This is a genomic window from Nocardia jiangsuensis, assembly GCF_042650385.1.
Classification (GTDB): domain Bacteria; phylum Actinomycetota; class Actinomycetes; order Mycobacteriales; family Mycobacteriaceae; genus Nocardia; species Nocardia jiangsuensis.
Genome location: NZ_JBHSAX010000019.1, coordinates 374,484 through 398,083, shown reverse-complemented (window position 1 = coordinate 398,083; position 23,600 = coordinate 374,484). Strand labels below are relative to the sequence as shown.

Sequence of the window (23,600 nt, the reverse complement as noted above, 5' to 3'; positions counted from 1 at the left end):
TATTCTTGATTCCGAGAGTGACATACTTGAAACGAGCGCACAAGGAGGCCATCGTGCCGATGCCAGGGCCGATCCGGCAGATCGGATACGTGGTGGCCGATATCGAGGAGCAGGTGCGCGAGTGGCTGGAGCTCGGGATCGGGCCGTGGTACGTGCTGCGCGGGGTGGAACAGACGGGGATCTACCGGGATTCCGCGTGCACCGTCTCGCTGAGCATCGCCTTCGCGCAGTCCGGGGAGGTGCAGCTGGAGGTGGTCCAGCAGGAGAACGACGCCCCGAGCATCTACTCCGACTTCGCCGGCGGCTTCCACCAGCTGGCCTGGTGGGCGGAGGATTTCGAGGCCGCGCTGGCGCGGGTGCGGCGGCCGGTGGTGTGGTCGGCGGACTCCGTGACCCGCTATGCGTTCTTCGAGTCGGACGGTGGTCCCGCGCCGTACCTCGAACTCAGCGAGTACACCGAGCGCGCCGCCGGGCTCGCGCGGATGGTCCGCGACGCCGCCGAGCGCTGGAACGGCGCCGACCCGGTGCGGTCGCTGTGAAGGCCGTCGTGGTGGCGGGCGGGGCGAGCGGGATCGGCGCGGCCACCGCCCGGCGGCTCGGCGCGGCCGGGCACCGGGTGCTGGTGGGCGATTTCGACGCCGAGGGCGCGCGGCGCACCGCGGCGGAGGTGACCGGGGCCGGTAGGACAGCGCTACCGCACGCCTTCGACCTGGCCGAGGAGGACTCGGTGCGGGAACTGATCGCCGCCGCGGTCGGCGAGTTCGGCGGGCTGGACGGGCTCTTCAACGTCGGCGCCGACATGCGCGCGCTGCGCGGCGACACCGACGTCGTCGACATCGACCTCGCCGTGTGGGACCGCTTGCTCACCGTGAACCTGCGCGGCTACCTGCTCACCATGCGCCACGCCATCCCGCACCTGCTCGAGCGCGGCGGCGGCGCCATCGTGAACACCTCGTCGGCCGCCGCCTTCCAGGGCGAACCGGCCCGCCCGGCCTACGCCGCCGCCAAGGCCGGGATCGGCGCGCTCACCAGGCACGTCGCCACTCGCTGGGGCCGCGACGGGATCCGGTGCAACGCGGTGGCGCCGGGCTTCACCGCCACCGAGGCCATCCGCGCGGCCGACCGCTGGCCGGAGCTGGAGGCGGGTGCGCTGCGCCGCATGCACAGCCCGCGGGTCGGCGAGAGCACCGACGTGGCCGGGCTGGTCACCTTCCTGCTCTCCGACGACGGCGCCTGGATCAACGGCCAGGTCCTGAACATCGACGGCGGCACCGTCCTGCGTTGAGTGGAGCCGGGGCAATGTTGCTTCCTGCGGCAATGACCCCGTCGGATAGTTGCGCGAGCGGTAACTACGCTGGTCACGGCTGCCGAAAACCGATGGGGTAGCCTCCCGGAAATGACAGATCCGGTCGATATGAAGCCGCGCAGCCGCGATGTCACCGACGGGATGCAGCGGGCCCCGTCCCGGGCCATGCTGCGCGCCGTCGGGCTGACCGACGACGACTGGGACAAACCGCAGATCGGCATCGCCTCGGCCTGGAACGAGGTGACCCCGTGCAACCTCACCCTGCGCACGCTGGCGCAGCGGGCCAAGGAGGGCGTGCGCGCGGCGGGCGGTGTCGCGCTGGAGTTCGGCACCATCACCGTCAGTGACGGGATCTCCATGGGGCACGAGGGCATGCGCGCCTCGCTGGTGAGCCGCGAGGTGATCACCGACAGCGTGGAGACGGTGGTGCACGCCGAGCGCCTCGACGGCTTCATCGGGCTGGCCGGCTGCGACAAGAGCATCCCGGGCATGCTCATGGCCGCCGCGCGGCTGGACCTGCCCAGCGTCTTCGTCTACAACGGCTCGATCCTGCCCGGCAACCACAACGGCGTCTCGCTCGACATCACCAGCGTCTTCGAGGCCGTCGGCGCCTGCGCCGCCGGCAGGATCGACGAGCACGAGCTGGGCCAGATCGAGCGCAAGGCCTGCCCCGGCGAGGGCGCCTGCGGCGGCATGTTCACCGCCAACACCATGTCCTCGATCGCCGAGGCGCTCGGGCTCAGCCTGCCCGGCTCGGCCTCCCCGCCCGCGGTGGACCGGCGCCGCGAGGACGATGCCCGCAGCTCCGGCGAGGCCATCGTCGGTATGCTGCGGCTCGGCATCCGGCCCAGCCGGATCCTCACCAAGCAGGCCTTCGAGAACGCCATCGCGGTCACCTCCGCGCTGGGTGGCAGCACCAACGCGGTGCTGCACCTGCTCGCCATCGCCAACGAGGCCGGGGTCGAGCTGCACCTCGAGGACTTCAACCGGATCGCCGCCCGGGTGCCACACGTCGCGGACATGAAGCCGGGCGGGCGGTTCCACATGCTGGAGCTGGACCGGGTCGGCGGCGTCCCGGTGGTGCTCAAGCAGCTGCTCGACGCCGGGCTGCTGCACGGCGACTGCCTGACCGTCACCGGCAAGACCATGGCGGAGAACCTGGCCGAGATCGACCCGCCCGCCCCGGACGGTGTCGTGGTGTACCCGATCGACCGCCCGATCCACCGCGACGGCGGGATCAACATCCTCAGCGGCTCGCTCGCGCCGAAGGGCAGCGTGGTCAAGGTCGCCGGGCTCACCGCCGACCAGATGCAGTTCGAGGGCCCGGCCCGGGTGTTCGACGGTGAGGACGGCGCCATGGCCGCCATCCTGGCCGGCGAGATCGAGCCCGGCACGGTGCTGGTGATCCGCTACGAGGGCCCCAAGGGCGGGCCGGGCATGCGCGAGATGCTCGCCATCACCGGCGCGCTGAAGGGCGCCGGGCGCGGCGCGGACTGCGCGCTGGTGACCGACGGCCGGTTCAGCGGCGGCACCTGGGGCTTCTGCATCGGCCACGTGGCGCCGGAGGCGCGCGACGGCGGGCCGATCGCCTTCGTCCGCGACGGCGACCGGATCCGGGTCGACGTGCACGGCAAGGCGCTCGACCTGCTGGTCGACGAGGCCGAGCTGGCCACGCGCCGGGAGGGCTGGGTGCCGAACGAGCCGCGCTACACCCGCGGCGTGCTCGGCAAGTACGCGCGGCTGGTGCAGGGCGCCGAGACCGGGGCCATCACCAACCCGCGCTGAGCACGGTGTCGATCTCGGCGACGAGCCGCGGCGTGAGCGGCTCGTCGCCGAAATCGGCCGCGGCCCAGCAGCGGAAGCCGTCGGCGACCAGCATCTGGGCCAGCCGGGCCAGCCGCACGACATCGACGTCGGGGCCCAGCTCGCCGTCGCGCTGCGCGCGCTGGAACGGCCCGAGGAACAGGTACGCGATATCGGCCGCGCTCGCGCCGTCGCCGAGCACCTGCCGCTCCAGCCGGTAGGTCTCCAGCACCGCCTCGAAGATGAGCTCGGCCGGGAAGCGGCGCGCCCGCTGCTCCAGCGTGCCGATCACCGCGGTGAGCACCTCGCGCAGCCGGTAGGGGCGGGCGACGACCGCCTCGGCGGCGGCGTGCGCCTCGCGCATGGTGAACACCTCGAGCGCGAGCAGGATCTCCTCCCGGCGCGCGAAATACACGTAGAACAGCGCCTTCGAGACCCCCGCCGCCTTGCAGATATCGGTGACGGTGGTGCCCGCGAACCCCTTCGTGCGCCACAGCGCCATCGCCGCCTGCATGATCGCCTCCCGGCTGGCGTGCGAACGCGCCCGTACCGGAGTCGCGCGCTTCTGACGCTGGTCACTTTTGGGAGTTGCTGCCACACAGCGATATTACCCCGCCTCCGATATTGACTACCGTCAGAAAAGTTGCGATCCTCGGGGAGCGCGGGAGCCGGGAGGAACAGCACATGGACGACACCGATCTGCGGGCGCAGTACGCGATCCTGTGGTCGACCCCGGTGGTGGCGCTGGTGCTCGGGGGGCTGTTCGTCGCCTTCCCCGGTTTCTTCCCGCCGATGTCGCCGGGGATGACGGCCGACGAGGTGGCGCGGTTCTACCTCGACAACACCGCGCTCACCCGGTTCAGCATGGTCGGGTTCAACCTGTGCGGGATCATGATCGTGCCGTTCTTCGTGCTGATCGTGGGCCGGATGGCGCGCATGGGCGGGCAGAGCGGGATCCTCGCCTTCTCCTACCTGACCTCGGTGGTGGCGGGCGCGACGCTCTTCGCGCTGTCGAACATCCTCTTCGCGGTCGCGGCCTTCCGTCCGGAGCGCGACCCGGCGCTCGTACAGCTGCTCAACGACCTGGCCTGGCTGCTCTTCATCGCGCCGATCGGCATGCTGGTGGCGCAGTTCGTGCTGCTGGCGCTGGCGGTGTACCTGGACGACCGCGCGGTGTTCCCGCGCTGGGTGGCGCCGTACTCGCTGCTCACCGCGGTGCTCGTGGCGCCATCGGCGGGGGCGGCGGTGTTCCGCAGCGGCCCGCTGGCGTGGGACGGGTTCGTCTCGTTCTGGCTGCGCAACGGCGTCATCGCGCTGTTCGTCGCGGTCATGTTCGTCCAGGTGCGGGCGGCGCTGCGGGAGCAGGAGCGGGCGGCGTGAGGGCGCGGAATCTCGACGTGTGGATCGCCTACTGGGGGTTCGCGGTGTTCTACGCCGCGCTCTCGGTCGGAGTGGTGTTCTTCGGCCGGGCGACCCCGCCACCGCGCCCGGACGTGACCGCCGAGCAGGCCGCGCAGTGGTTCGAGGCGCAGGCGACCGGGATCCGGCTCGGCTTCGGGGTGCTGCTGGTGATCGCGGGCGGCGCGGCGATCTCGAACGGCATCATCGGCTACTTCATGAAGCGCATGTCGTCGGGGCGGTTGCTGGCCTACGCCTACATCGCCGCCATGGGGGTGGGCGCCATTCCCGGGTTCCACCTGATCCTGGTCTGCTGGCTCGCCGCCACCTTCCGCCCGGACCGCGACCCCGGCCTCCAGTACCTGCTCTACGACCTCGGCATGCTCTCCTACAACGGCTCGCTCGGCTGTTTCACCGCTGCCTACGCGGTACTCGCCATCGCGATCTTCTACGACCGCAACGGGATCTTCCCGAAGTGGTTCGCCTACGTCTCGATCTGGCAGATCGTGACCGAGGTGGTCGCCACCCAGATGTGGGTCTTCCGCTCCGGCGCCTTCGCCTGGAACGGCATGATCACCTTCTACATCGCGGTGGTGATCTTCGGGATCTGGATCGCCTGCCTGCTTCCCCTCATGCGCACCGCCGCCAGGGCCGAAACAGTGGACACCCCGGCGCTGTACAGCGCGGAGCCCGCCCGGTGAGCGCCCCGGCCGGACGGATCTCCGGCGACATCCACATGTGGGTGATGATCCTGGGCGACCTGTTCTTCTTCGGCTGCTACTTCCTCACCTACATGGTGTTCCGGGCGCGCTCGCCGGAGCTCTTCGCGGCCGGGCAGCGGCAGCTGCTCCTCGGCCTCGGGGTCGTCAACACCGTCGTGCTGCTGACCGCTTCGCTCTTCGCCGCGCTGGCCGTGCTGGAGATCCGGCGCGGCGCGGCGCGCGCGACACAGCGGTCGCTGCTCGCGGCGGGTGGCTGCGGGGTGCTGTTCGCGGTGCTCAAGGGCTACGAGTGGCAGCATGCCGTCGCGGCCGGGCACACCGTGGCCGACGAGTTCTTCTCCTTCTACTACGTCCTGACCGGGGTGCACCTCGCGCACCTGCTGCTCGGGCTGCTGATCCTCGGCATCGTCGCACGGAGACCGGCGGTCGGCCCGGTCGAACAGGGCGCGCTGTACTGGCACATGATCGACCTGCTCTGGATCGTGATCTTCGCGATCCTCTACCTCATGAGGTGACGCCGTGACCGAGGCCCCGTCGCCGCCGCACTCCCGGCGCGCGCTCGTCCTGGTGTGGCTGGTGCTGGTGGTGAGCACCGTGGCCGCCTGGTGGTTCGCGCCTGGCCACACCACCGAACTGGTCGCGCTGGTCGTGGCGCTGGCCGTCGTCAAGTGCCGCCTGGTGATCCGCTGGTTCATGGAGGTGCGGGCGGCGCCGCGCTGGCTGCGGCTCGGCACCGACGCCTGGCTGGTGCTGCTGTGGGCGGGGCTGGCCGGGGTCTACTTCTGGGGCTGACCGTCCTCCTCCTTCGCCTGCTTGCGCCGCTGCTGCCAGCTCAGCCCGAGCACGACGGCGCCGCCGACCACGATGCCGGTGCAGAAGGTGCCGATCCAGGTGTCCACCTCGGCGGGCGCGCCGTCGAGCACCAGCTTCAGCGCGACGTAGCCGAGGGTGGCGAAGATGCCGGCCAGGACGAACCGGTTGACGGGGTTGTGCACGGGGCGCTCCTGCGTTCGGTGGGGCCGCCCACCGCGGGCGGCACAGGGTAATCCACCCCGCGGCGCGATTCGTTTACACGCGAATCGCCGCGCCACCAAGGTACCGCGACAGGAGCGCCGATCGGCGGGAGAATGGGGGACGGACAGGGGGTGCGACGATGGACGAGCCCGACCCGGTACTACCCGAGCACGACTGGCCACGCGCGCTCGCCCGCGGCACGGCGCTGGCCACCGACTACCTGGCCGGGCTCGCGCCCGGCGCGGTCGGCGTGCTCTACGGCCTCGCCGCCGAGCAGGAGGTGCACGGCTTCGAGGGCGGCAGGCAGCAGGCGCTCGCGCACCTGGCCGCCATGCTCGGCACCTACCCCGAGCACGACGTCGTGCGGGTCTGGCTGGGGTCCGCCGCCGGCGGTGTCGAGCACCGGGCCATCGGGCGCGCCGCCGAGGTCCGGGTGCAGACCCGCGGCTGGGATCCGGCGGTCGGGCCGCTGCAGTACCGGCTCGCGCACGCCTCCCCCTGGGCCACCACCGCCGACATCGAGCACCCCTCGCTCACCCTGCGCCGCGCGGGCACCGCGCCGTCCTGGGAGATCACCTTCATCGAGACCATCTTCGACGACGACGGCGAGGTCGGCACCACCGTCGACCTGGGGCTGAGCTCCGCCTCCTTCGCCGCGCTCACCGACCTGCCCGCCTCCTTCTGGTCCGCGGTCGAGAGCGCCGAGACACTCGACCAGGTGATCACCGCGGCGCACCGCTTCGGCGCCCGCGACACCACCGCCGACGCCCGCCCCTCCTGGATGTTCGGCCCCGCCGCCGCGCCCGACCCGGGTGAGGTCGAGCGCGCCAGGGAACTGCGCAGCCGATTCTGGGAGGTGATCGCCGAGGCGCACCTCGCCACCCGCGACGAGCCGGACTCGGACATGGCGCCCGGCTCGTAGCCCGGCCGCACGCCGGCATTCTGGCGTGATCCCTCCATCACCTGATTGAATCGGACGGGTACACGCGATCGGAAGAGGGCTTCATGGCTTTCGAGCGGCTCACCTGGGGTGATCTGGATACGTTGACACGCAAGCAATTACTGGACCGATTGGTGGTCGAGCAGCAGTACTGGCAGGGGCGGGACCGGGCGCACATGACGGCGCCGGATCTGGCCGCGCGGGCCGAGTTCGGCCGGATTCTCCTCGCGGTGGTGACCCCGGACGGGCCCGCCTCCCAGCGGCACCTGCCGTCGAAGTGGGTGCGCAGCAAGTACGGTGCGCGGGCGGGGTACTGGAGTCAGATTCCGGGGCGGCCGGGTTCGTAGCCGCGCAGGGCGGCGGCCGCGGCCGCGCGGGAGCGGACGCCGAGCTTGGCGCGGGCATTGGCGATGTGGCGGTGCACGGTGTGCGGGCTGAGCGTGAGCCGTTCGCCGATCCGGGCGTCGGTGAGCCCGGCCGCGACCAGCTGCAGGATCTCGCGTTCGCGCTCGGTGACGGCGGCCGGGCCGGGTGGCTCGGGGCGGGCGCGCACGGGGTGGCCGAGTCCGCGCAGAGTGGCATCGGCGACCGCGGAAGCGTCTCCGCGCCAGGGGAAGTGGTCGTCGCCGGTGAGTTCGACCAGGGTCGCGCCGCGCACCCGGCGGGCCACGTCGACGCCGAGGGCGAAGGGCACCGCGCGGTCCGCGCGGCGGTGCAGGACCGTGGTGGGCACGGTGACGGCGGCCAGGTACTCGGTGGCGTCGAGGGCGTAGCTCTCGGCCAGGGCGGAGGCGGCCTGCTCGGCCGTGGCCGAGAGCCGCTGGAAGCGGGCGAAGCGGTCACGCTCGGCTCTGCTCGCGCCCGGCACGAAAACGTCGGCCAGGAGACGGGATCCGAGCCCCCAGTGCGCGGCGACCGCCTCGACCATGGCCCGCCTGGCCGGCTCCGGCGCGATATCGGCGCCGCGCGCGAAAGCACCGTAGAGCACCAGCCGCCGCACCCGGCCGGGCAGGCGAGCGGCGAGGCCGGCGGCGACCGCCGCGCCGGAGGAGCCGCCGAGCAGCGCGACCCGCTCGACCCCGAGCGCCTCCAGCAGTTCGGCGACCACCGCGATCTCGCCGTCCAGGTCGACCGTGGCACCCCCGGAGAGCCCGCGCTCCGGCTGGTCGTAGCGGATCACCGTGAACCGCTCGGCCAACCGGGCGAGGTAGCCGCGGAAGAGCGAGTCCGCCCAGTTCAGCGCGAGGTGGCCGCACCACCAGCCGCCCATCAGCAGTGCGGGGCCGGACCCGGTGACCGCGTACGCGAGCTCGCCGCCGCCGGTCGGCAGGTGGCGGACGATCTGATCCTCGGCGGGCGGCACCCCTCGATGATGGCCGGTTCCGGCCATGCGCGGCAGCCCCCGCGCGGACCACACTGACTTCCATGACCGCTCCGACCCTCGGCCAGCGCTGTTTCGCCGCCTGGTACCCCCGCTTCATGGACCGCGTCGACCGGGCCGGGCAGGCCGAACTGCGCCGCACCCAGCTCGCCGCCGCCCGCGGCCGCACCCTGGAGATCGGCGCGGGCAGCGGCCTCTCCGTCCCGCACTACCCCGCCGAGCTGGCGGAGCTGGTCCTGGTGGAGCCCAATGCGGCGCTGCGCGAACAGCTCTCGGCCCGCACCGAGCTGCCGCTCACCGTGCTCGACGGCGACGCGCACGCACTCGACTTCCCGGACGCCGGCTTCGACACCGTCACCGCCTCGCTGGTCTTCTGCTCGCTCCGCGATCCCGCCGCCGCGCTGGCAGAGGTGCACCGGGTGCTGCGCCCCGGCGGGCAGTTCCTGTTCCACGAGCACGTGCGCGGCACCGGGGCACTCGGCGTCGTGCAGGACATCCTCACTCCGGTGCAGCGCAGGCTCGCCGACGGCTGCCACGCCAACCGGGATTTCGAGGCCCTGCTCGCCGCCTCGGCGCTGACCGTCACCGAGATCACGCACACCCGGATGCCGACCGCGCTGCCGACGATCGCGCCGCTGGTGATCGGCACCGCGGAGCGCGGGTAGTTCACTCCGGGCGCAGCGCGGACAGTGCCAGCCGGGCGTAGCGGCGCCAGACCGCGGGGTCGCCGATCTCCAGCTCGATCAGCGCCCGCGCGACCCCGGCGACCAGCACCTGCACATCCATGGCGGTCGCGTCGGGGCGCAGCCTGCCCTGCGCGTGCGCCAGCGCGAGGAGCTGCTCGAGCTGGTTGTCGAGCCGCTCGTCCTCGATGCCGTCCACGCCGCTGAGCACCTCGACCATGAGCCGGTCCTCGGCGAGCCGGGTGGCGATCCGCTCCAGCAGCGCCTCCAGGGCGTGGTAGGCGTCGGTGCGGGCGGCGTCGAGCGCGGCGCCGGCGAGTTCGTCGATCCAGTCCAGGTGCAGCAGCGCGAGCTCGCGCACCAGGTCGGCCTTGGTCGGGTAGCTGCGGTAGACGGTCGCCTTGCCGACGCCTGCCCGCGCGGCCACCTCGGGAATGGTGGCCTCCAGCCCGTGCTCGGTGAAGACCTCGATCGCGGCGGCGAGCACGCGCTCGGAGTTGTGCCTGGCGTCCACCCTGCGGCGCCGCTGCCGATTCGGTGCCGTCATCGATCCGCTCCTTTGCCGGACTGTGTCCAGGGTCTCATTTCCGCAGCTCACGTGAGTTGCTGCACACTTGAGGCGCTGAAGTGGACCCCGCAGTCCGCATCCTCCTACTCTAGACCCTGTCCGGACCATTCGGTCCATACAGGTGCTTGGAGGACGCTCATGGCGTGGCAGTTGTTCCGGCTGGGCCGGTGGTCGTTCGTGCACCGCAGGGCGGTGGCGGCGATCTGGGTGCTGCTGCTCGTCGTGCTCGGCGTCGGCGCGGCGACGCTCTCCGGCACGACCAGTGACAAGTTCGAGCTGGCCGGGATCGAGTCGACCCGGGCCTTCGACCTCATCGAGGAGCGGGCTCCGCAGTCCTCCCCCGACGGCGCCACGGCGCGGGTGGTCTTCGAGGCACCCGAGGGCCGCTCGCTGACCGAGCCCGGCTACAGCGCCGCGGTCACCGCCGCGCTCGGCGCCCTGCGCACCGAGCACGTCGCCTCGGTGACCGACCCGTTCACCGCGGGCACGCTCACCGGTGACGGCCGCGTCGGCTACGCCTCGGTCGGCTACACGCAGACCTCGAACGAGCTCACCGACGCCGACCGCTCGGCGCTGGAGAACGCCGCGCACGACGCCGAGACCGCCGGGCTGAACGTCGCCATCGGCGGCGACGCCATGAACGAGGTGGAGATGCCGCTGGCCGAGGTCGTCGGCATCGCGGTGGCGCTGCTCGTCCTCGCGGTGACCTTCGGCTCGCTGGTCGCGGCGGGCATGCCGCTGCTCACCGCGCTGGTCGGGGTGGGCATCGGCATGCTGGCGATCACCGCGCTCACCGGCTTCGTCGAGCTCTCCTCCACGACCCCGGCGCTCGGCACCATGCTCGGGCTCGCGGTCGGCATCGACTACGCGCTGTTCATCATGAGCCGCTACCAGAGCGAGGTCCGGGCGGGCCGCTCGCCGGCGGAGGCCGCGGGCCGCGCCGTCGGCACCGCGGGCTCGGCGGTGGTCTTCGCCGGGCTCACCGTGATCATCGCGCTGGTCGGGCTCGCGGTCTGCAATATCGGCTTCCTCACCCAGATGGGGCTCGGCGGCGCCTTCACCGTCGCCGTCGCGGTGCTCATCTCGCTCACCCTGCTCCCCGCCATCCTCGGCTTCGCCGGTGAGCGGGTCATGCGGGGCAAGCCGCGCTACCTGGCCAGGGCCGCCGACGGCGCAGAGCCGCGCACGCACGGCCGCCGCTGGGTCGAGTGGATCGCCGGGAACAAGTGGGGCGCGCTGGCCGGTGGTATCGCCGTCGCGCTGCTCGCCTCGCTCCCGGTCGCCTCGATGCAGCTCGCGCTGCCCGACGACGCGAGCAAGCCCGCGGGCAGCAATGCCCGCACCGCCTACGACCTGATCGCCGAGAACTTCGGCGCGGGCGCCAACGGACCGCTGGTCGTGGTGGTCGACACCGCGAACGCCGCCGACCCGGCCGGAGCGGTCGCCAGGGTGACCAACGACCTGCAGACCATGGCGGGCCGCGCGGGCACCGACGTCGCCACCGTGATCCCGGCGCTCACCAGCGACACCCCGCAGGCGCAGCAGGCCTTCGCCCAGCAGCTCGAGGTCGTGCAGTTCGCGACCGTCACCGTGATCCCCGGCTCCGGGCCGTCGGATCAGGCCACCAAGGACCTGGTCGCGGAGATCCGCGGCGCCGTGGCCGATCTGCCCGCCGAGACCGGCGCGCGGGCCCTGGTGACCGGTCAGACCGCGGTCGGGGTCGATATCGCCAACGAGCTCACCTCGGTGTTCCCGATCTACCTCGCGGTCGTGGTCGGGCTGGCGATCTTCCTGTTGATCGCGGTGTTCCGCTCGCTGTGGGTGCCGCTCAAGGCCGCGCTCGGGTTCCTGCTCTCGGTCGGCGTCTCGCTCGGCGCCACCGTCGCGGTGTTCCAGTGGGGCTGGCTCAACCAGCTCATCGGTTTGGACACCACCTCGCCGGTGCTGTTCATCCTGCCGATCCTGCTGACCGGCATCCTGTTCGGGCTCGCCATGGACTACGAGGTGTTCCTGGTCAGCCGGATGCGCGAGGCGTATGCGCACGGCACCCCGGCCCGCCAGGCCGTGATCGACGGATTCGCGCACAGCGCGCGGGTCGTGGTCGCCGCCGCGATCATCATGATCGGCGTCTTCGCCGGGTTCGCGCTCACCGACGACGTGATCCTGAAGACCATCGGCTTCGCGCTCGCCGTCGGCGTGCTGGCCGATGCCTTCCTGGTGCGCATGCTGATCGTCCCGGCGTTCATGCTGATCGTCGGCGAGCGGATCTGGTGGATGCCGAGGTGGCTCGCGCCGCTGGTGCCGACCTTCGATATCGAGGGTGAGGGGCTCACCGAGCGGCTCGACGTGCCCGCGGACGCGGACGATCGGGTTCCCGCGCTGCGCTGAGAGTTGTTCGCGCGAACGGCGTCGCGGTCGAACGCTAGCCGGAGACCCGTGCTGCCACCAGGTCGGCGAAGGCGGTCGCGACCAGGGCGACCGAAGGATCGGCATCCGCGCGAAGCGGTTGCAGGATCGCCAGGGCGCCGGTGCCGGGCAACTCGACCAGCGCCTGGATCAGCCGGAGCCGGACGCCCGCGTCCGCTTCGTGCGCGGTCAGCAGAGCGGTCAGCGCGGCCAGGATGCGATCCGCGGCGGCCGGATCCCGGGAGAGAGCACCGAGCACCTCGCCCGCGTCCACGTCGTTGGTGCCGGTGACGACCATGTCGATCAGCGCGGGTTCGGCGGCCGTCACCCCGCGAGCGCCTGCGGCCAGCGCGGCCGGGCCACGAACCGCCGGATCCGGATCGGCGAGCGCGGCGGTGAGCAACCGGGTGGCGGTGTCGCCGGGGATCTCGGCGACCGCGAGCACAGCGCGGCGGCGGACCTCGGCATCGGACGACCGCAACCCCGGTGCGAGCCCGGCCAGCCCGTCGCTCCCCGCCCTGGCCAGCGCCCAGCGCAGCGCCCCCGCCATGTTCGGCTCGGACTCGGCGAGCACCGCCGCGGTGAGCAGGTCGGTGGGGACCGGCTCGTTCGCGGCGGGATTGAGCACGGCCTGCAGACGGCGCGGCGGATCGGCGGAGCCGAGGTCGCGAACCAGTTCGACGATGCGCAGCACATCGCGCCAGCCCGCCGGCTCCGCGCCCTCGACCGCGCGCAACCGCTCCAGCAGCTCCCGCTCCCGCTCCAACCGCTCCTCGGTGCGCCGGATGAGATCCGCGACCAGCGTCTGCGGCGCGAACGCCGGATCCTCCAGCGCGCGGGCGACCTCGCGCAGGGAGAGGCCGAGCGTGCGCAGGCTCTCCACGTGGAAGATGCGCCGGATGTCGGCGTCGGCGTACTCGCGGTAGCCGCCGACGGTGCGCCCGGTGGGGCGGACCAGCCCGAGCGCGTCGTAGTGGCGCAGCATCCGGGTGCTGACCCCCGAACGCCGCGCCACCTCGCCGATCAGCACGGGGCGCCGTCCAGCGCGGCGATCCGCTTGGCCGCGTCGATGTCGAAGGCGGCGTCCGGGTCGCGCAGCAGGTGCTCGGTGACCAGGGCGTGCGCGCGCACCGCCGGGTCCGGGCTGGTCTTCGCCGTGGCCAGGACCGGCTCGATCAGGTCGCCGAGCGCGGCGAGTGCCCGGCTCAGGCTGCGTTGCACGTCGCGGCCGCCGCGGGCGAACTGCCCGGCGAGTTCGGCGGCCAGGGCCTTCCGCTCGGCGTCCGGTACCAGGACCACCGCGGCCCGCCACGCGCTGCGGGCGACCTCGTCGTCGGGATCGCGCAGCAGCTCCGGGGTGATCGCGGCCCAGGTGGCCGGGTCACCGATCTTGGAGAGCGTGTGCAGCGCCTGGCTGCGGGCCTGCGCGGGCCCTGACTCGAGTTCGGCGAGCAGCGCGGGCACCGTCTCCGCCGCCGGGAGCCGGGTGAGCGCCCAGGTGAGCATGTCGCGGACGTAGAAGTCGGGCTCGGCCGCGCAGCGCGCGAGCAGCGGGCCGAGCAGCGCGGGGTCCGGGTCGGTGCCCGCGGTGAGCGCGGCCTGCAGCCGGGTCGAGGCGTTCTCGGTGCTCAGCGCGGCCAGCAGCCGCGGGTCGACGGAATGTCCTGGTGTCGGGTTCATGGGAAACACCTCCTTCCGTTCAGTGAAGACGTTGTCACTGTGTCAAGGTCAAGCGTTCGGTGGTGGCAGGATCTCCGGCATGTCCCGCGTACTCGGGTTCGGCGTGGTCGCGCGGGCCTACGAACGCGTCCGGCCGGAGTACCCGCCGGACCTCGCCGAGCACCGCCGCACCCTGAGCGCGCACGACTACCTCGGCCACCTCGGCACCCTCTCCGCCGCGCTGCCCGCACGGGTGGAGATCATCGCCGACATCACCGCACACCTCGCATGAGCAGTTGCGGCGCAACGGCATCGGGCGCGCGGACCCGCCCCGGACGAGGACAGGGACGACCGGGGCGGGCCTGGCACCCGAATCGCACGACGCGCGAGAACGAGCGATCCGGGCACCAGTTCGGAGTTACCCGGCCACGCCGGATCCACGCTGCCGGGAGGCTCCCGAAATGTGACGCACTGCTACATCGCGTATCGACAAGCAGTGCAGCGCATACTGATCGACTCGAGCTTCCGGACACGGCCCCGACGGGGGAGGTCGCCGGCTGCTACGGCGTACTGCTCGCCGGTACCGGTCGGGCACTCCCGACCGAGACGCGCTAAGCGCCGGCGCGCAGTGCCTCGATGAACCACTCCCAGGCGGGAACCTGCGGCTCCCGGGCGGGCCACCCGTTCAGCACGCCGAGCAGCTGCCAGTACCGCTCGACCCGGCGATCGGTGAAGGTCGCCATGGAATCCGCCAGCCGCACCCGGTCCGCCGCGGGCAGCGCCGGGTCGACGATCCGATCCAGCAGCTCCCGGCCGCGCGCCGAATCGGGCGCGACCCCCTCGCTCAGCGCCTGAGCGGCGACCGCGGAGACGCGGGCCGGGTCGGGGCCGGCCCCCGGCTGGGCCCCGGCCGCCCCGGTGACCGCCATCGCGCGCACCCGCTCCTGGAACGAACCGTCCCCGACCAGCTCCGCGAGCTCGACCCAGGCATCCACCTGCTCCGGGCTCGGATCGTCGGGCAGCTCGGCCGGCATGGAGCGCATGCCCCGCGCGATGTGCGCCCCGGGCGCGTCGTCCGGGATGCCTGCGAAGGTCGCGTCCACGAAGTCGTCGATCAGCTGCTGCCGCTCGGCGGCGGACAGCTTGGCCATCTTGTGCATGATTCTCATCTCCTCGGTCGAACTTCCTCGGTGAGCGACCGAACGCAGCACCGCCCGCCGGACCCGCAGCGTGCGGATCTCGGCGTCCAGTGCCCGCACGTGCGCGGCGGCCACGTCGGCCACCGTCGTCTGACGAAGCAGCACCCGGTGCACGGTGGGCAGATCGAGCCCCAGTTCGCGCAGGGTGCGCACCAGGTCGAGCCGGGCCACCGCCTCGGTGTCGTAGAGCCGGTAGCCGGTCGGCGACCTGTCGGTCGGCGGCACGACCCCGGCGTCGGACCAGAAGCGGATGGTCCGCACCGCGAGTCCGGTGCGGCGGGCCAGCTCGCCGATGGTGAACAGTTCGTCGCGGTCACTCACGGGAATCAGCCTCGGGTTTCCAGTAGGTGGAGAGTCAACACCGATTCTCACCGGCAGCGCTCGCGGATCCACCGCGGATGGGTGAATATAGGGCGTGATCTGCCCGCACTGTCAGACCAGCCTGCTCTACCGGCAGCGCCCGAAGCGTATCTGCTCGTCGTGCGGGCGCCCCTTCGCGCTGGAGCCGAAGGAGAGCCCGTTCCGGCTGCACGACCTGCGCCTGCGGCGCCTGGCGGACAGGCTCTCCGACGGAAGGGGCCTGCTCTACACCGGCCCGCAGCTGTACTTCGCGGCCGGCCGCAGGACGCTGCCGAGCACCGGGCGCCACTACCGCTTCGCCGCGGTCGGCTACACGGTGTTGATCGGGATCGTCGGCGGCGCGTTGCTGATCACCGGGGTGCTCCCGGTCGGCCCCGGGCTGGCCGGGATCGCCGCGGTGATCCTGGTGGCGAACCTGCTCCTGCTCCGCATCCGGTCGCGGCTGGCGCGCCGCTCCACCGTCCGGATGGAGCGCAGCTACGCCGATTTCAGCACGCAGGTGCTGCGCCCGTGGCAGCGCGTCTACGGAGCGCCGCCCGCCCGGCTGACCCGCGACGACTTCCGGCCGCCCGCCGTGCCGCGGCCCCGGATCGCACTGCTGTGCCCGGACCGCCCCACCCTGTCCTGCCTGGCCGCCAACGGTGCCCCCGCCACCTGGCAGCTGGCGCTGTGCGAGCGGCCCGAGCAGGTGCCGCCCGGGGTTCCGGTGCTGGTACTGCACGATGCGGGGGTCGCAGGCATCGGCTGGGCGCGCCGGGTGCGCGAGGCGCTGGGCCCGCGCGCCGTCCTGCTCGGGCTCTCCCCCGCGACCGTGCGCACCGCGAGGTGGGCGGTGCGGGTGAAGGAGCAGCCGGTGGAAGCGGCGGAGCTGCCGCCCGCCATCGGCGCCGAGGATCGGCAGTGGCTGCTCGACGGCTGGTGGTCCCCGGTCGCCGCGCTGCCCCCGGCCCGGCTGCTCGCCCTGGTGCAGCGTGGCGTCGACCGGGTGGCCGAGGCCGCCGACCCCGACCGCCGCCGCGCCGGACAGGTAGGTTTCCTGACGTGGCCAACTCCGGCGTGATCGAGCGGTTGCTGCCGCTCGCCGTCGCCCGCGCGACCGCACCGAGCGGACTGCGGGTCACCGAGCGCCAGCTGTACTACGAGCTGTGCCGCCTGCTCGCCCCCGCGCACCGGCTGCGCGGGGGCCCCGGCTTCACCGTCCGGGTCCCACTGCGCTACAGCACCTTCCGGGAGGCGCTCGGTGATCTGCCCGGCCTGCTCACGATTCCGCCGCCGGAGCGGGCCGAGCCGGGACGGCACACTCCCGAGCCGGACCTGTTCGACTACGGCCTGCCCCGGCTGCTCATCTGCCACTCGCACGGGATCGCGCACACGCTGCGCGCCAACGGAGTGCCGGTGGAGTCGGCCTGCCCGGTGCTGAGCGCCGCCGAACTCCCGGCGCACCCCGGGGTCGCGCGCATGCTCGCGAGCGTCGAGGGCACCGCCTACGTCCTGCACGAGGTGAGCACCGCGGGCTTCGCATTCGCCGCGCGGGTCCGCGAACTCGCCGCGCTCCCGGACGAGGTGAGCGTGGTCCCCCTCGGCCTCCGCCCGCGCCAGGCCCGGGCCCTGCACCTGTTCCACCTGCCGGGACCACCCACCGAACCCCCGCCCGGCCCCGACGACCGCGAACGCCGCTGGCTCGCCCGCGGCCACACCGTCGAACTCGAAGCCGTGCGCCCCGCCGCCCTGCTGCGCACCGTCCACCGCCTGGTGCGCGGCGTCCGCTCCCCGCGCACCCCGCTGCTCGAACTCCGCCGCACCAGGGACTCCGGGTTCCTCACCTGGCCCGCCGCGTGACCGGTACCCCGAAAGGAGCCAGCCGTGCCCCCGTACCGGCAGGTCGACTACACCGATGAACTGCTCGCCGACGGCACCGTGCACCGCCGCTACGGCGACGGCCGCCAGGAGTGGCGCAGCCGCGGCCCCGGCGGCACCGTGCTCTGGCGGGACAACGAGGGCCGCTCCGGCCGGGACGAGCCGCTCGGCCCGAAGATCATCCGGCGCGACCACCCCGGCGGCGTCCTCTACGGCCGCGAGGCCGGGTACGGCCGCACCCTCTGGGGCGACGGCGTGCTCACCGTGAACCGCAGCTCCTTCGGCGGCCGGATCGGCGCGGTGCTCGCCACCGTCGCCGGCGGCGCGCTGCTCGGGGCGCTGGTCGTGCCGCCGCTGGTCATGAGCCCGGAGGAAGAGGAGGAGCTGCGCAGCCAGGCGGCGAACAGCGGCTCCGGTGGCGGGGACGACGGCGGCGACGGTTACGGCGACTGGGACGACAGCTACGGCGACGACGACGATTTCGGGTGACCCGATGTCCCGCTGGTGCGCCTTCCCGACCTCCGCCGACCCCGCCGCCCACCTGCGCGCGGTCGGCGCCGAACCGCTCGTCGACAACGGCGGGTACGCCCTCGGCCTGCTGGACGGCCCCGGCACCGCCGCGGGCCCCTTCACCGCGGGCGTGCTCACCGCCGTCGGCGAGGTCACGCTGTTCAACACGGCCGAGCTGCGCGCCCGGCTCGGCACGGGCGCGCCGCCGCCGGGCAGCCCGGACGGCCTGCTCCTGCTGCACCTCTACGAACGCTTCGGCCTGCCCGGCGTCGCCGCCGCCGACGGCATGTTCGCCCTCGGCGTCACCGACGGCCCCGACCTGGTGCTGATCCGCGACCACGTGGGCGCCCGCACCCTGTTCCACGCCCGCGCGGCCGCGGGCTGGGCCGCCTCGACCTCGCTGCGCGCGCTGCGCCGCTGGCCCGCGCTGCGCACCGGTCTGCACCTGCCCGCGGTCCGCGACTTCCTGACCTTCGCCTACCTCCCCGGCCGCGACACCCTGCTGCGCGGCGTGCACGAGGTGCTCCCCGGCCGCTGCGTCCGGCTGCGCCCCGACGGCACCAGCAGCGAGGAGACCTACTGGGAGCCGGCGGAACTCATCGACGACCGCCCCGCGGCCGAGCACGCCCTCGCCCTGCGCGCCCTGCTGGAACAGGCGGTCTCCCGCAGGCTGCCGCAGGGCGAGCCGGTCGCGGTGCTGCTCTCCGGCGGGATCGACAGCAGCCTGGTGACCGCGCTCGCCGCCGAGCTGCACGACCACCCGGTGCGCACCTACTCGATCAGCTTCGGCGACACCGCGCCCAACGAGCTCGGCTACTCCGGGCTGGTCGCCGCGCACTGCGGCACCGAGCACCGGGTGCTCACGGTGCCGGGCGCGACCGTCGCGGCCCGCCTCGCCGACACCGTCGGGCTGCTCGACTCCCCCGTCGGCGACCCGCTCACCGTCCCCAACGCGCTCCTGGCCGAGGCGGTCGCCGCCGACGGCGCCACCGTCGCGCTCAACGGCGAGGGCGGCGACCCGGTCTTCGGCGGCCCGAAGAACCTGCCCATGCTCATCTTCGAGCTCTTCCGGAGCGACCCGGACCCGGACGCCCGCGCCCGCGCCTACATCGACAGCTACCGCAAGTGCCATGCCGACCTGCCCGCCCTGCTCACCCCCGACACCCTGGCCGCGCTCGAATCCGCGCCGGGCCCGGCCGCGCACGTCGCCCCCTACCTGCGTCAGGGCCGGATGAGCACGCTGCTGAACCAGCTCCTGCACGTGAACCTGCGCACCAAGGGCGCCCACCACATCCTCACCAAGGTGGAGCGGCTCACCGCGGCCAGCGGCATCGAGGGCCGCGCCCCGCTCTTCGACCGCGCGGTGATCGATCGCGCCTTCGCCACCCCTCCCGCGCTCAAACTGGCCGGGACCAGCGAGAAGTGGATCCTCAAGGAGTCGGTGCGGGACCTGCTGCCCGCCACCGTCGTCGACCGCCCGAAGAGCGGTATGCGGGTGCCGGTGCAGCAGTGGCTGGACGGCCCGCTGCGCGACCTCGGCCACGACCTGCTGCTCTCCGGCGACCGCGGCCTCTTCCGCGAGGAGACCGTGCGCGGCTGGCTGCGCGGGGAGGGCGCGCTGCTCCCGCGACAGGGTGGCAAACTCTGGCTGGTGTTGTCGCTGGAACTGTGGTTGCGCTCGTTCGACGTGGGCGGGCCGGTCGGATGACCCGGCTCAAGGTGGCGGCCGACGCCGAGAACGAGATCCACGACCTGGCGACCTTCGCCGACCCGGGCCGCAACGTGGTCACCCCGGTCGCGCGCTTCGCCCCCGAGATCGCCGCCGCCGTGGTCGGCGCGTTCGCGCAGATCGTGCGCACCGCCAAGGCCAGCGCCGCCGCGACCACCCCGGATTCCGACGGCATCGTCCGCGCGCAGACCTTCGAGGAGGGCGACGTCTACATGGTCGAGAAGCCCTTCGACGGCTTCTTCGCCGACCGCTACCTCATGGATTTCTACGACACCGCCGAGCGCGGCATCTGCTCGCGCATGCACCTGCACACCGGGCTGCGCTTCGTCCGCATGATGACCGGGCCCGGCACCAGCATCCGGGTCGGCAGCCTGTCGCCGTTCGTGGTCACCGACGTCCCCGGCGTCACCCCGTTCGCGCCCGAGCAGTTCACCGACGACCTGCCCGACACCCCGCCCGGAGTGCACCGCACCAGGCACAACCTGATCGTGCCGCCGTGCTCCTTCGTGGACATGCAGATCCCGCGCGGGGTCAGCCACCAGTTCAACGCCCTCGGCCCGGACGCCGTGATCGACTCGGTACACCCGGAGGAGTCGGTGGAGGTGTTCCGCGAGCGCATGTCCGGCTATCGGATGATGGCGCAGACCGTCTTCCTCGCCGCTGACCTCCCCGCCGCCGAGACCTGCGCCGACCACCGGGCGCCGGAACCGCCGCGCCGGGGATGATCGCGCCTCAGCCGAGGATCACCGCCGCCACCGACTCGACGTACCAGCGCTCGAACCGCGGCGCCGGACCAGCCGGTCATGGCTGCGCACGTCCATGGCCAGCCAGAGCACGTCGACGATCTCCTCGCGCGCGGATCTCCGCGACGAACTCCCGCTCGGCGGGCGCCGCCGGCTCGTCGTCGCCCGCGATCGCCAGGTCGAGCGGATTCCGCCGCGGTGCTTCGCCGCGACTCCCGCCTGCGGCGCCCGGCTCCACCGCACGCTTCCGCTCGCCGTCCCCACCCACCCGGCCTCGCCGCTCACCGGTGCCGCTATCGTCTGCGCTGGAACGGTTTTCACGCTGTCCGGAGTGCTCGCCGTGCTCCGGCAGCGCTTCGGCGCCGGTTACGACGCCTACCGCCCGCGCCGGACCACTCCCGCGATCCAGTTACCTCATAGCGAACACGCGCGGCATCGGGCGAACGGCGGACAGGAATCCGCCGCCGGGCCGGGTAGAACAGAGGGGTGCACCCGGGGCGGATCGCTCGTTTCCGCTCCGGGTGCGGCTCCGCCCCGGATCCCCTGCCAGGGTCGACGACAGTCCCTACCGGGGCGGAGCCAACCACGTGATGGTCGCCCGATCGACCGGCCGGGCGCGGCCGGCGCGACTCGCGGGCCGGGCGGATCGGCCCGGCGGGCCGAGCGTCAGGTCGATGCCGTGCACGATTTCGCGGCGGGAACCGCCCTGTTTCAGAACGGGACCGCGCACCCCGAACCGGTGGTGATCCCGGTCCCGACCTGGATATCGACCGTGGGACCACCCGCCGAGGTCTGGTACGCCATGATCCGGTGCGTGCCGGGGACGACCGGCGTCCAGCGCACCGTGGCGACGCCGTCGACCGGGGTGACGAGGTTGCCGGGGACGAACGTCGAGCTGTCCACGAAGTCGTAGAACGACACCGGCATATCGGTGCTCACGGCGGCGACCAGCGTGTACGTGCACGAGGTGCCGAACGGGGTCACCGGCCCCCAGCTCGCACCGGGCTCGGCGCGGAGTGTGAAGACCTCTGCGGTGGCGGCCGGAGCCGCCACCGCGGGCAATGCCGCCGCCGCGAGGAACGCCGCCGCCATCCCGAGGCGGCGCGCAGTGCTGTCGACCATGCGCGAATTCCTTTCACCGATGAACTTCGGCCACTTCCGTCGTCGGTATACCCGACACCACGAGAAGGAGCCAACCATGGTTATCGTCGCAGGCCACATCTCCGTCGACCCCGCGGATCGCGAGTCCTACCTGGCGGGCTGCGTGACCGTGGTCGAGCAGGCGCGCCGCGCGCCGGGGTGTCTCGACTTCTCGATCAGCGCGGATCCGGTGGATCCGGGGCGGATCGTCGTCTTCGAGCACTGGGAGTCGCAGGCGGCGGTGGAGGCATTCCGGGGTAGCGGGCCCGGGGAGGATCAGAGTGCGCAGGTGCTCTCCGCCTCGGTTGCCGAGTACGACATCGCCGCCGTGCGCTCGCTGACGTAGCGCCGGGCGGGGTGGCTCACCGCCCGGCGTCCAGCACCGTGGTGCGCCGCACATTCGCGGATCGTTTGCGCGTTCGCTCGGCCGGGTACGGCCTCGATGCCGACGCGCGCGAGCGCGAAGCGGTGGCGAACAAGGTGGGTGGATGGTGAGCGGTGAGGTCACAGCCGCCGGCCGGGCGGTTCCGGGAGCCGACCCGGTCGCGGTGACGGTGGTGGTTCCGGTGCACAACGAGCAGCGGTTGCTGCCGCACTGCCTGCGGGCGATTCGGCGCGCGGCGGCGGCGGTGCCGGTTCCGGTGCACACGATCGTGGTGCTGGACGCGTGCAGCGACGATTCGCGAAGCCGGGTGCCGGACTGGGCACACGCCGTGCCCATCGGGGCGCGCAATGTCGGCCGCGCCCGTGCCACGGGTTTCGACCACGCGGCAGCGACATGGCGGAACCTGGATGCACGCGCCGTGTGGTACGCGACCACCGACGCCGACTCGGTGGTCCCCGCGGACTGGCTGACCGGCCAGCTGCGGCACGCCCGCACCGCCGACCTGGTCGCCGGAACGGTCGCGGTGCGCTGGCGCGAACACCGGCCCGCGGTGCGCGCGGAGTACGAACGCCGCTACCGCGCGAACCGCACCGCGCAGCACGGGCACGTGCACGGCGCCAACCTCGGATTCCGCGCCGCCTGCTACCACGCGGTCGGCGGGTTCGCCGCACTTCCCGCCGGTGAGGACGTGGACCTGGTGTCCCGGCTCCGGCGTGCGGGCGCCCGCACGGTCTGGCCCGAGCACCCGGCGGTCCTGACCTGCGACCGCCGCGACAACCGGGTGGAAGGCGGGTTCGGCGGCTACCTGCGGGACCTGGCCGACGCGACCCCGGACTGCGCGTGAGCGCCGGGCGGCCACCCGGCACCCCCCGCCGCGGCGAGATCCCCGCCGACGAAGCCGCGACCTGGCCGCTGCCCGGCCTCGGCCACACCGGAACGCGGTGGCAGGCCCTGACCCGGGCCACCCGCGCCGACATCGTCATCGGCAGGCTGACCGAAGCCCACGCCGACGCCTGTGCGATCACCCACGAACTCGGCGCGCCACCACCGCGGCCGGGCCAGCTGTGGGGCGTATGGGCGGCCGAGCCTCCCGACCCGATTCTGCGCGCCGGGACCACGGGCGGCCGCACGCTGCTCTCCGGCCGCAAACCCTGGTGCTCCGGAGCGGGTATCTGCACCCATGCCCTGGTCACCGCCGAAACCGAGGACGGGGCAGCGCTGTTCGCGGTCGAGCTGTCCGCGCCGGGCGTTGCCGTGGTTCCGGGGAGCTGGCACGGTGTCGGCATGGCCCGCTCGGCGACCCTGTCGGTGGATTTCGACGACGTGCCCGCGCTGCTCGTCGGCGCCCCCGGCGCGTATGTGGAGCGTCCCGGGTTCTGGCACGGGGCGATCGGCGTGAGCGCGTGCTGGCTCGGCGCCGCGCAGGCCGTCGCCGAGCCACTGCTGCGGTCCCGCCGCGACGACCCGATCACCCGCGCGCACCGCGGCGCGGTCGACGCCGCCCTCTACGCGGCACACTCCGCGCTGACCTGCGCCGCGGCCGAGACTGATGCCGAGCCCGGCGATCCGCGCACCGCCCGGATCCGGGCCCGCCGGGTGCGCGCGATCGTCGAGGCCGCCGCCACCGGCACCATCGACCGGGTGGGGCGGGCACTCGGCGCGGGCCCACTGGCCCAGGACCGGGTCCACGCGCAGCGGGTCGCCGACCTCACCGTCTACCTGCGCCAGAGCCACGCCGAGCACGACCTCGCCGACCTCGGGGCCCTCGTGGCCCCGTCCTGACCACCGGAGGTGCCG

At 73.2% G+C, this 23,600-nt stretch carries 28 protein-coding genes; 20 read left to right on the top strand and 8 right to left on the bottom strand.

Features of this window, described 5'->3' with window-relative positions; all coding sequences use genetic code 11:
* Positions 1-26 precede the first annotated feature (26 nt).
* The 3 genes from ACFO0B_RS24915 to ilvD all read left to right on the top strand — a co-directional run bounded on the left by ACFO0B_RS24915 (position 27) and on the right by ilvD (position 3,091).
* Positions 27-539: a VOC family protein gene (locus ACFO0B_RS24915; protein WP_378614992.1), complete on the top strand. Its 513-nt coding sequence runs from the start codon at positions 27-29 to the stop codon at positions 537-539.
* The gene (locus ACFO0B_RS24910; RefSeq protein ID WP_378614991.1) at positions 536-1,285 is read left to right on the top strand and encodes an SDR family NAD(P)-dependent oxidoreductase; all 750 of its coding nucleotides are present in this window, start codon (positions 536-538) and stop codon (positions 1,283-1,285) included. The genes ACFO0B_RS24915 and ACFO0B_RS24910 overlap by 4 nt, the downstream gene beginning before the upstream one ends.
* Positions 1,286-1,396: 111 nt before the next feature.
* Positions 1,397-3,091 carry a dihydroxy-acid dehydratase gene (ilvD, locus tag ACFO0B_RS24905; protein ID WP_378614990.1) on the top strand — a complete coding sequence of 565 codons (1,695 nt, stop codon included), beginning with the start codon at positions 1,397-1,399 and terminating at the stop codon, positions 3,089-3,091.
* Here ilvD and ACFO0B_RS24900 read toward each other — a convergent pair.
* Positions 3,075-3,623, bottom strand: coding sequence for a TetR/AcrR family transcriptional regulator (locus ACFO0B_RS24900; RefSeq protein WP_378614989.1), 549 nt, complete (start codon positions 3,621-3,623; stop codon positions 3,075-3,077). The genes ilvD and ACFO0B_RS24900 overlap by 17 nt on opposite strands.
* A gap of 170 nt (positions 3,624-3,793) precedes the next feature.
* On the opposite strand from ACFO0B_RS24900, the gene ACFO0B_RS24895 reads away from it, so the two are divergent.
* From ACFO0B_RS24895 to ACFO0B_RS24880, 4 genes are read left to right on the top strand one after another with little or no spacing between them, the layout of a single operon-like run.
* Positions 3,794-4,489 carry a hypothetical protein gene (locus ACFO0B_RS24895; protein ID WP_378614988.1) on the top strand — a complete coding sequence of 232 codons (696 nt, stop codon included), beginning with the start codon at positions 3,794-3,796 and terminating at the stop codon, positions 4,487-4,489.
* Entirely contained in the window at positions 4,486-5,208 is a 723-nt protein-coding gene (locus ACFO0B_RS24890) for a hypothetical protein (protein WP_378614987.1), read from the top strand. Before ACFO0B_RS24895 ends, ACFO0B_RS24890 begins: the two co-directional genes overlap by 4 nt.
* 35 nt (positions 5,209-5,243) lie before the next feature.
* The gene (locus tag ACFO0B_RS24885; protein WP_378615306.1) at positions 5,244-5,744 is read left to right on the top strand and encodes a cytochrome c oxidase subunit 3; all 501 of its coding nucleotides are present in this window, start codon (positions 5,244-5,246) and stop codon (positions 5,742-5,744) included.
* Positions 5,745-5,748: 4 nt separating this feature from the next.
* The gene (locus tag ACFO0B_RS24880) at positions 5,749-6,021 is read left to right on the top strand and encodes a cytochrome C oxidase subunit IV family protein (RefSeq protein WP_378614986.1); all 273 of its coding nucleotides are present in this window, start codon (positions 5,749-5,751) and stop codon (positions 6,019-6,021) included.
* Here ACFO0B_RS24880 and ACFO0B_RS24875 read toward each other — a convergent pair.
* Complete coding sequence (locus ACFO0B_RS24875) at positions 6,006-6,224, bottom strand: hypothetical protein (RefSeq protein WP_378614985.1); 219 nt, start codon at positions 6,222-6,224, stop codon at positions 6,006-6,008. The two genes, ACFO0B_RS24880 and ACFO0B_RS24875, sit on opposite strands and share 16 nt — an antisense overlap.
* Positions 6,225-6,382: 158 nt before the next feature.
* Here ACFO0B_RS24875 and ACFO0B_RS24870 point away from each other — a divergent pair, with 158 nt between their 5' ends.
* Both ACFO0B_RS24870 and ACFO0B_RS24865 read left to right on the top strand, forming a co-directional pair.
* On the top strand, positions 6,383-7,165 hold the full coding sequence (locus ACFO0B_RS24870; RefSeq protein WP_378614984.1) for a hypothetical protein: 783 nt from the start codon (positions 6,383-6,385) through the stop codon (positions 7,163-7,165).
* An 83-nt stretch (positions 7,166-7,248) separates the two neighbouring features.
* Positions 7,249-7,530 carry a hypothetical protein gene (locus ACFO0B_RS24865; protein WP_378614983.1) on the top strand — a complete coding sequence of 94 codons (282 nt, stop codon included), beginning with the start codon at positions 7,249-7,251 and terminating at the stop codon, positions 7,528-7,530.
* Here the strand turns inward: ACFO0B_RS24865 and ACFO0B_RS24860 are convergent.
* Positions 7,503-8,546: an alpha/beta fold hydrolase gene (locus tag ACFO0B_RS24860; protein ID WP_378614982.1), complete on the bottom strand. Its 1,044-nt coding sequence runs from the start codon at positions 8,544-8,546 to the stop codon at positions 7,503-7,505. The genes ACFO0B_RS24865 and ACFO0B_RS24860 overlap by 28 nt on opposite strands.
* Before the next feature lie 62 nt (positions 8,547-8,608).
* On the opposite strand from ACFO0B_RS24860, the gene ACFO0B_RS24855 reads away from it, so the two are divergent.
* Entirely contained in the window at positions 8,609-9,229 is a 621-nt protein-coding gene (locus tag ACFO0B_RS24855; RefSeq protein WP_378614981.1) for a class I SAM-dependent methyltransferase, read from the top strand.
* A 1-nt stretch (position 9,230) separates the two neighbouring features.
* Here the strand turns inward: ACFO0B_RS24855 and ACFO0B_RS24850 are convergent, their stop codons facing one another.
* A complete protein-coding gene (locus ACFO0B_RS24850) occupies positions 9,231-9,794 on the bottom strand; it encodes a TetR/AcrR family transcriptional regulator (protein ID WP_378614980.1) in 564 nt (187 codons plus the stop codon).
* A gap of 159 nt (positions 9,795-9,953) precedes the next feature.
* Between ACFO0B_RS24850 and ACFO0B_RS24845 the strand changes: the two genes are divergently transcribed.
* Positions 9,954-12,203, top strand: coding sequence for an MMPL family transporter (locus ACFO0B_RS24845; RefSeq protein ID WP_378614979.1), 2,250 nt, complete (start codon positions 9,954-9,956; stop codon positions 12,201-12,203).
* Positions 12,204-12,237: 34 nt separating this feature from the next.
* Here ACFO0B_RS24845 and ACFO0B_RS24840 read toward each other — a convergent pair whose 3' ends face one another.
* The gene (locus ACFO0B_RS24840; RefSeq protein WP_378614978.1) at positions 12,238-13,251 is read right to left on the bottom strand and encodes a MerR family transcriptional regulator; all 1,014 of its coding nucleotides are present in this window, start codon (positions 13,249-13,251) and stop codon (positions 12,238-12,240) included.
* Positions 13,245-13,901, bottom strand: coding sequence for a HEAT repeat domain-containing protein (locus tag ACFO0B_RS24835; protein WP_378614977.1), 657 nt, complete (start codon positions 13,899-13,901; stop codon positions 13,245-13,247). Before ACFO0B_RS24835 ends, ACFO0B_RS24840 begins: the two co-directional genes overlap by 7 nt.
* A 79-nt stretch (positions 13,902-13,980) precedes the next feature.
* On the opposite strand from ACFO0B_RS24835, the gene ACFO0B_RS24830 reads away from it, so the two are divergent.
* Positions 13,981-14,172 (top strand): hypothetical protein, encoded by a 192-nt coding sequence (locus tag ACFO0B_RS24830; RefSeq protein WP_378614976.1) that lies wholly within the window; start codon positions 13,981-13,983, stop codon positions 14,170-14,172.
* A gap of 319 nt (positions 14,173-14,491) precedes the next feature.
* Here ACFO0B_RS24830 and ACFO0B_RS24825 read toward each other — a convergent pair whose 3' ends face one another.
* Positions 14,492-15,400, bottom strand: a complete 909-nt coding sequence (locus tag ACFO0B_RS24825) for a helix-turn-helix domain-containing protein (RefSeq protein WP_378614975.1) — start codon at positions 15,398-15,400, stop codon at positions 14,492-14,494.
* Positions 15,401-15,494: 94 nt separating this feature from the next.
* Here ACFO0B_RS24825 and ACFO0B_RS24820 point away from each other — a divergent pair, with 94 nt between their 5' ends.
* The 5 genes from ACFO0B_RS24820 to ACFO0B_RS24800 are packed head-to-tail and all read left to right on the top strand — an operon-like array spanning position 15,495 to position 20,260.
* Positions 15,495-16,499, top strand: coding sequence for a hypothetical protein (locus ACFO0B_RS24820; RefSeq protein ID WP_378614974.1), 1,005 nt, complete (start codon positions 15,495-15,497; stop codon positions 16,497-16,499).
* Positions 16,481-17,278 carry a hypothetical protein gene (locus ACFO0B_RS24815; protein WP_378614973.1) on the top strand — a complete coding sequence of 266 codons (798 nt, stop codon included), beginning with the start codon at positions 16,481-16,483 and terminating at the stop codon, positions 17,276-17,278. The genes ACFO0B_RS24820 and ACFO0B_RS24815 overlap by 19 nt, the downstream gene beginning before the upstream one ends.
* 24 nt (positions 17,279-17,302) lie before the next feature.
* A complete protein-coding gene (locus ACFO0B_RS24810; RefSeq protein WP_378614972.1) occupies positions 17,303-17,785 on the top strand; it encodes a hypothetical protein in 483 nt (160 codons plus the stop codon).
* A gap of 4 nt (positions 17,786-17,789) precedes the next feature.
* On the top strand, positions 17,790-19,514 hold the full coding sequence (locus ACFO0B_RS24805) for an asparagine synthetase B family protein (RefSeq protein ID WP_378614971.1): 1,725 nt from the start codon (positions 17,790-17,792) through the stop codon (positions 19,512-19,514).
* Positions 19,511-20,260 (top strand): hypothetical protein, encoded by a 750-nt coding sequence (locus ACFO0B_RS24800; RefSeq protein WP_378614970.1) that lies wholly within the window; start codon positions 19,511-19,513, stop codon positions 20,258-20,260. The genes ACFO0B_RS24805 and ACFO0B_RS24800 overlap by 4 nt, the downstream gene beginning before the upstream one ends.
* A gap of 729 nt (positions 20,261-20,989) precedes the next feature.
* Here ACFO0B_RS24800 and ACFO0B_RS24795 read toward each other — a convergent pair.
* Positions 20,990-21,400 (bottom strand): hypothetical protein, encoded by a 411-nt coding sequence (locus ACFO0B_RS24795; RefSeq protein WP_378614969.1) that lies wholly within the window; start codon positions 21,398-21,400, stop codon positions 20,990-20,992.
* Between the two features lie 76 nt (positions 21,401-21,476).
* Between ACFO0B_RS24795 and ACFO0B_RS24790 the strand changes: the two genes are divergently transcribed.
* The 3 genes from ACFO0B_RS24790 to ACFO0B_RS24780 all read left to right on the top strand — a co-directional run bounded on the left by ACFO0B_RS24790 (position 21,477) and on the right by ACFO0B_RS24780 (position 23,585).
* The gene (locus tag ACFO0B_RS24790) at positions 21,477-21,764 is read left to right on the top strand and encodes a putative quinol monooxygenase (RefSeq protein WP_378614968.1); all 288 of its coding nucleotides are present in this window, start codon (positions 21,477-21,479) and stop codon (positions 21,762-21,764) included.
* Between the two features lie 142 nt (positions 21,765-21,906).
* The gene (locus ACFO0B_RS24785; RefSeq protein ID WP_378614967.1) at positions 21,907-22,647 is read left to right on the top strand and encodes a glycosyltransferase; all 741 of its coding nucleotides are present in this window, start codon (positions 21,907-21,909) and stop codon (positions 22,645-22,647) included.
* Between the two features lie 38 nt (positions 22,648-22,685).
* Positions 22,686-23,585, top strand: a complete 900-nt coding sequence (locus ACFO0B_RS24780) for an acyl-CoA dehydrogenase family protein (protein ID WP_378615304.1) — start codon at positions 22,686-22,688, stop codon at positions 23,583-23,585.
* Positions 23,586-23,600: the final 15 nt, after the last annotated feature.

Bases quoted from the DNA above. Each gene is read 5' to 3' on its own strand.
- ilvD (WP_378614990.1), top strand. From the start codon at position 1,397: ATGACAGATCCGGTCGATATGAAGCCGCGCAGCCGCGATGTCACCGAC.
- ACFO0B_RS24900 (WP_378614989.1), bottom strand. From the start codon at position 3,623: ATGCAGGCGGCGATGGCGCTGTGGCGCACGAAGGGGTTCGCGGGCACC.
- ACFO0B_RS24895 (WP_378614988.1), top strand. From the start codon at position 3,794: ATGGACGACACCGATCTGCGGGCGCAGTACGCGATCCTGTGGTCGACC.
- ACFO0B_RS24885 (WP_378615306.1), top strand. From the start codon at position 5,244: ATGTGGGTGATGATCCTGGGCGACCTGTTCTTCTTCGGCTGCTACTTC.
- ACFO0B_RS24870 (WP_378614984.1), top strand. From the start codon at position 6,383: ATGGACGAGCCCGACCCGGTACTACCCGAGCACGACTGGCCACGCGCG.
- ACFO0B_RS24865 (WP_378614983.1), top strand. From the start codon at position 7,249: ATGGCTTTCGAGCGGCTCACCTGGGGTGATCTGGATACGTTGACACGC.
- ACFO0B_RS24855 (WP_378614981.1), top strand. From the start codon at position 8,609: ATGACCGCTCCGACCCTCGGCCAGCGCTGTTTCGCCGCCTGGTACCCC.
- ACFO0B_RS24850 (WP_378614980.1), bottom strand. From the start codon at position 9,794: ATGACGGCACCGAATCGGCAGCGGCGCCGCAGGGTGGACGCCAGGCAC.
- ACFO0B_RS24845 (WP_378614979.1), top strand. From the start codon at position 9,954: ATGGCGTGGCAGTTGTTCCGGCTGGGCCGGTGGTCGTTCGTGCACCGC.
- ACFO0B_RS24835 (WP_378614977.1), bottom strand. From the start codon at position 13,901: ATGAACCCGACACCAGGACATTCCGTCGACCCGCGGCTGCTGGCCGCG.
- ACFO0B_RS24830 (WP_378614976.1), top strand. From the start codon at position 13,981: ATGTCCCGCGTACTCGGGTTCGGCGTGGTCGCGCGGGCCTACGAACGC.
- ACFO0B_RS24805 (WP_378614971.1), top strand. From the start codon at position 17,790: ATGTCCCGCTGGTGCGCCTTCCCGACCTCCGCCGACCCCGCCGCCCAC.
- ACFO0B_RS24800 (WP_378614970.1), top strand. From the start codon at position 19,511: ATGACCCGGCTCAAGGTGGCGGCCGACGCCGAGAACGAGATCCACGAC.
- ACFO0B_RS24795 (WP_378614969.1), bottom strand. From the start codon at position 21,400: ATGGTCGACAGCACTGCGCGCCGCCTCGGGATGGCGGCGGCGTTCCTC.
- ACFO0B_RS24790 (WP_378614968.1), top strand. From the start codon at position 21,477: ATGGTTATCGTCGCAGGCCACATCTCCGTCGACCCCGCGGATCGCGAG.
- ACFO0B_RS24785 (WP_378614967.1), top strand. From the start codon at position 21,907: ATGGTGAGCGGTGAGGTCACAGCCGCCGGCCGGGCGGTTCCGGGAGCC.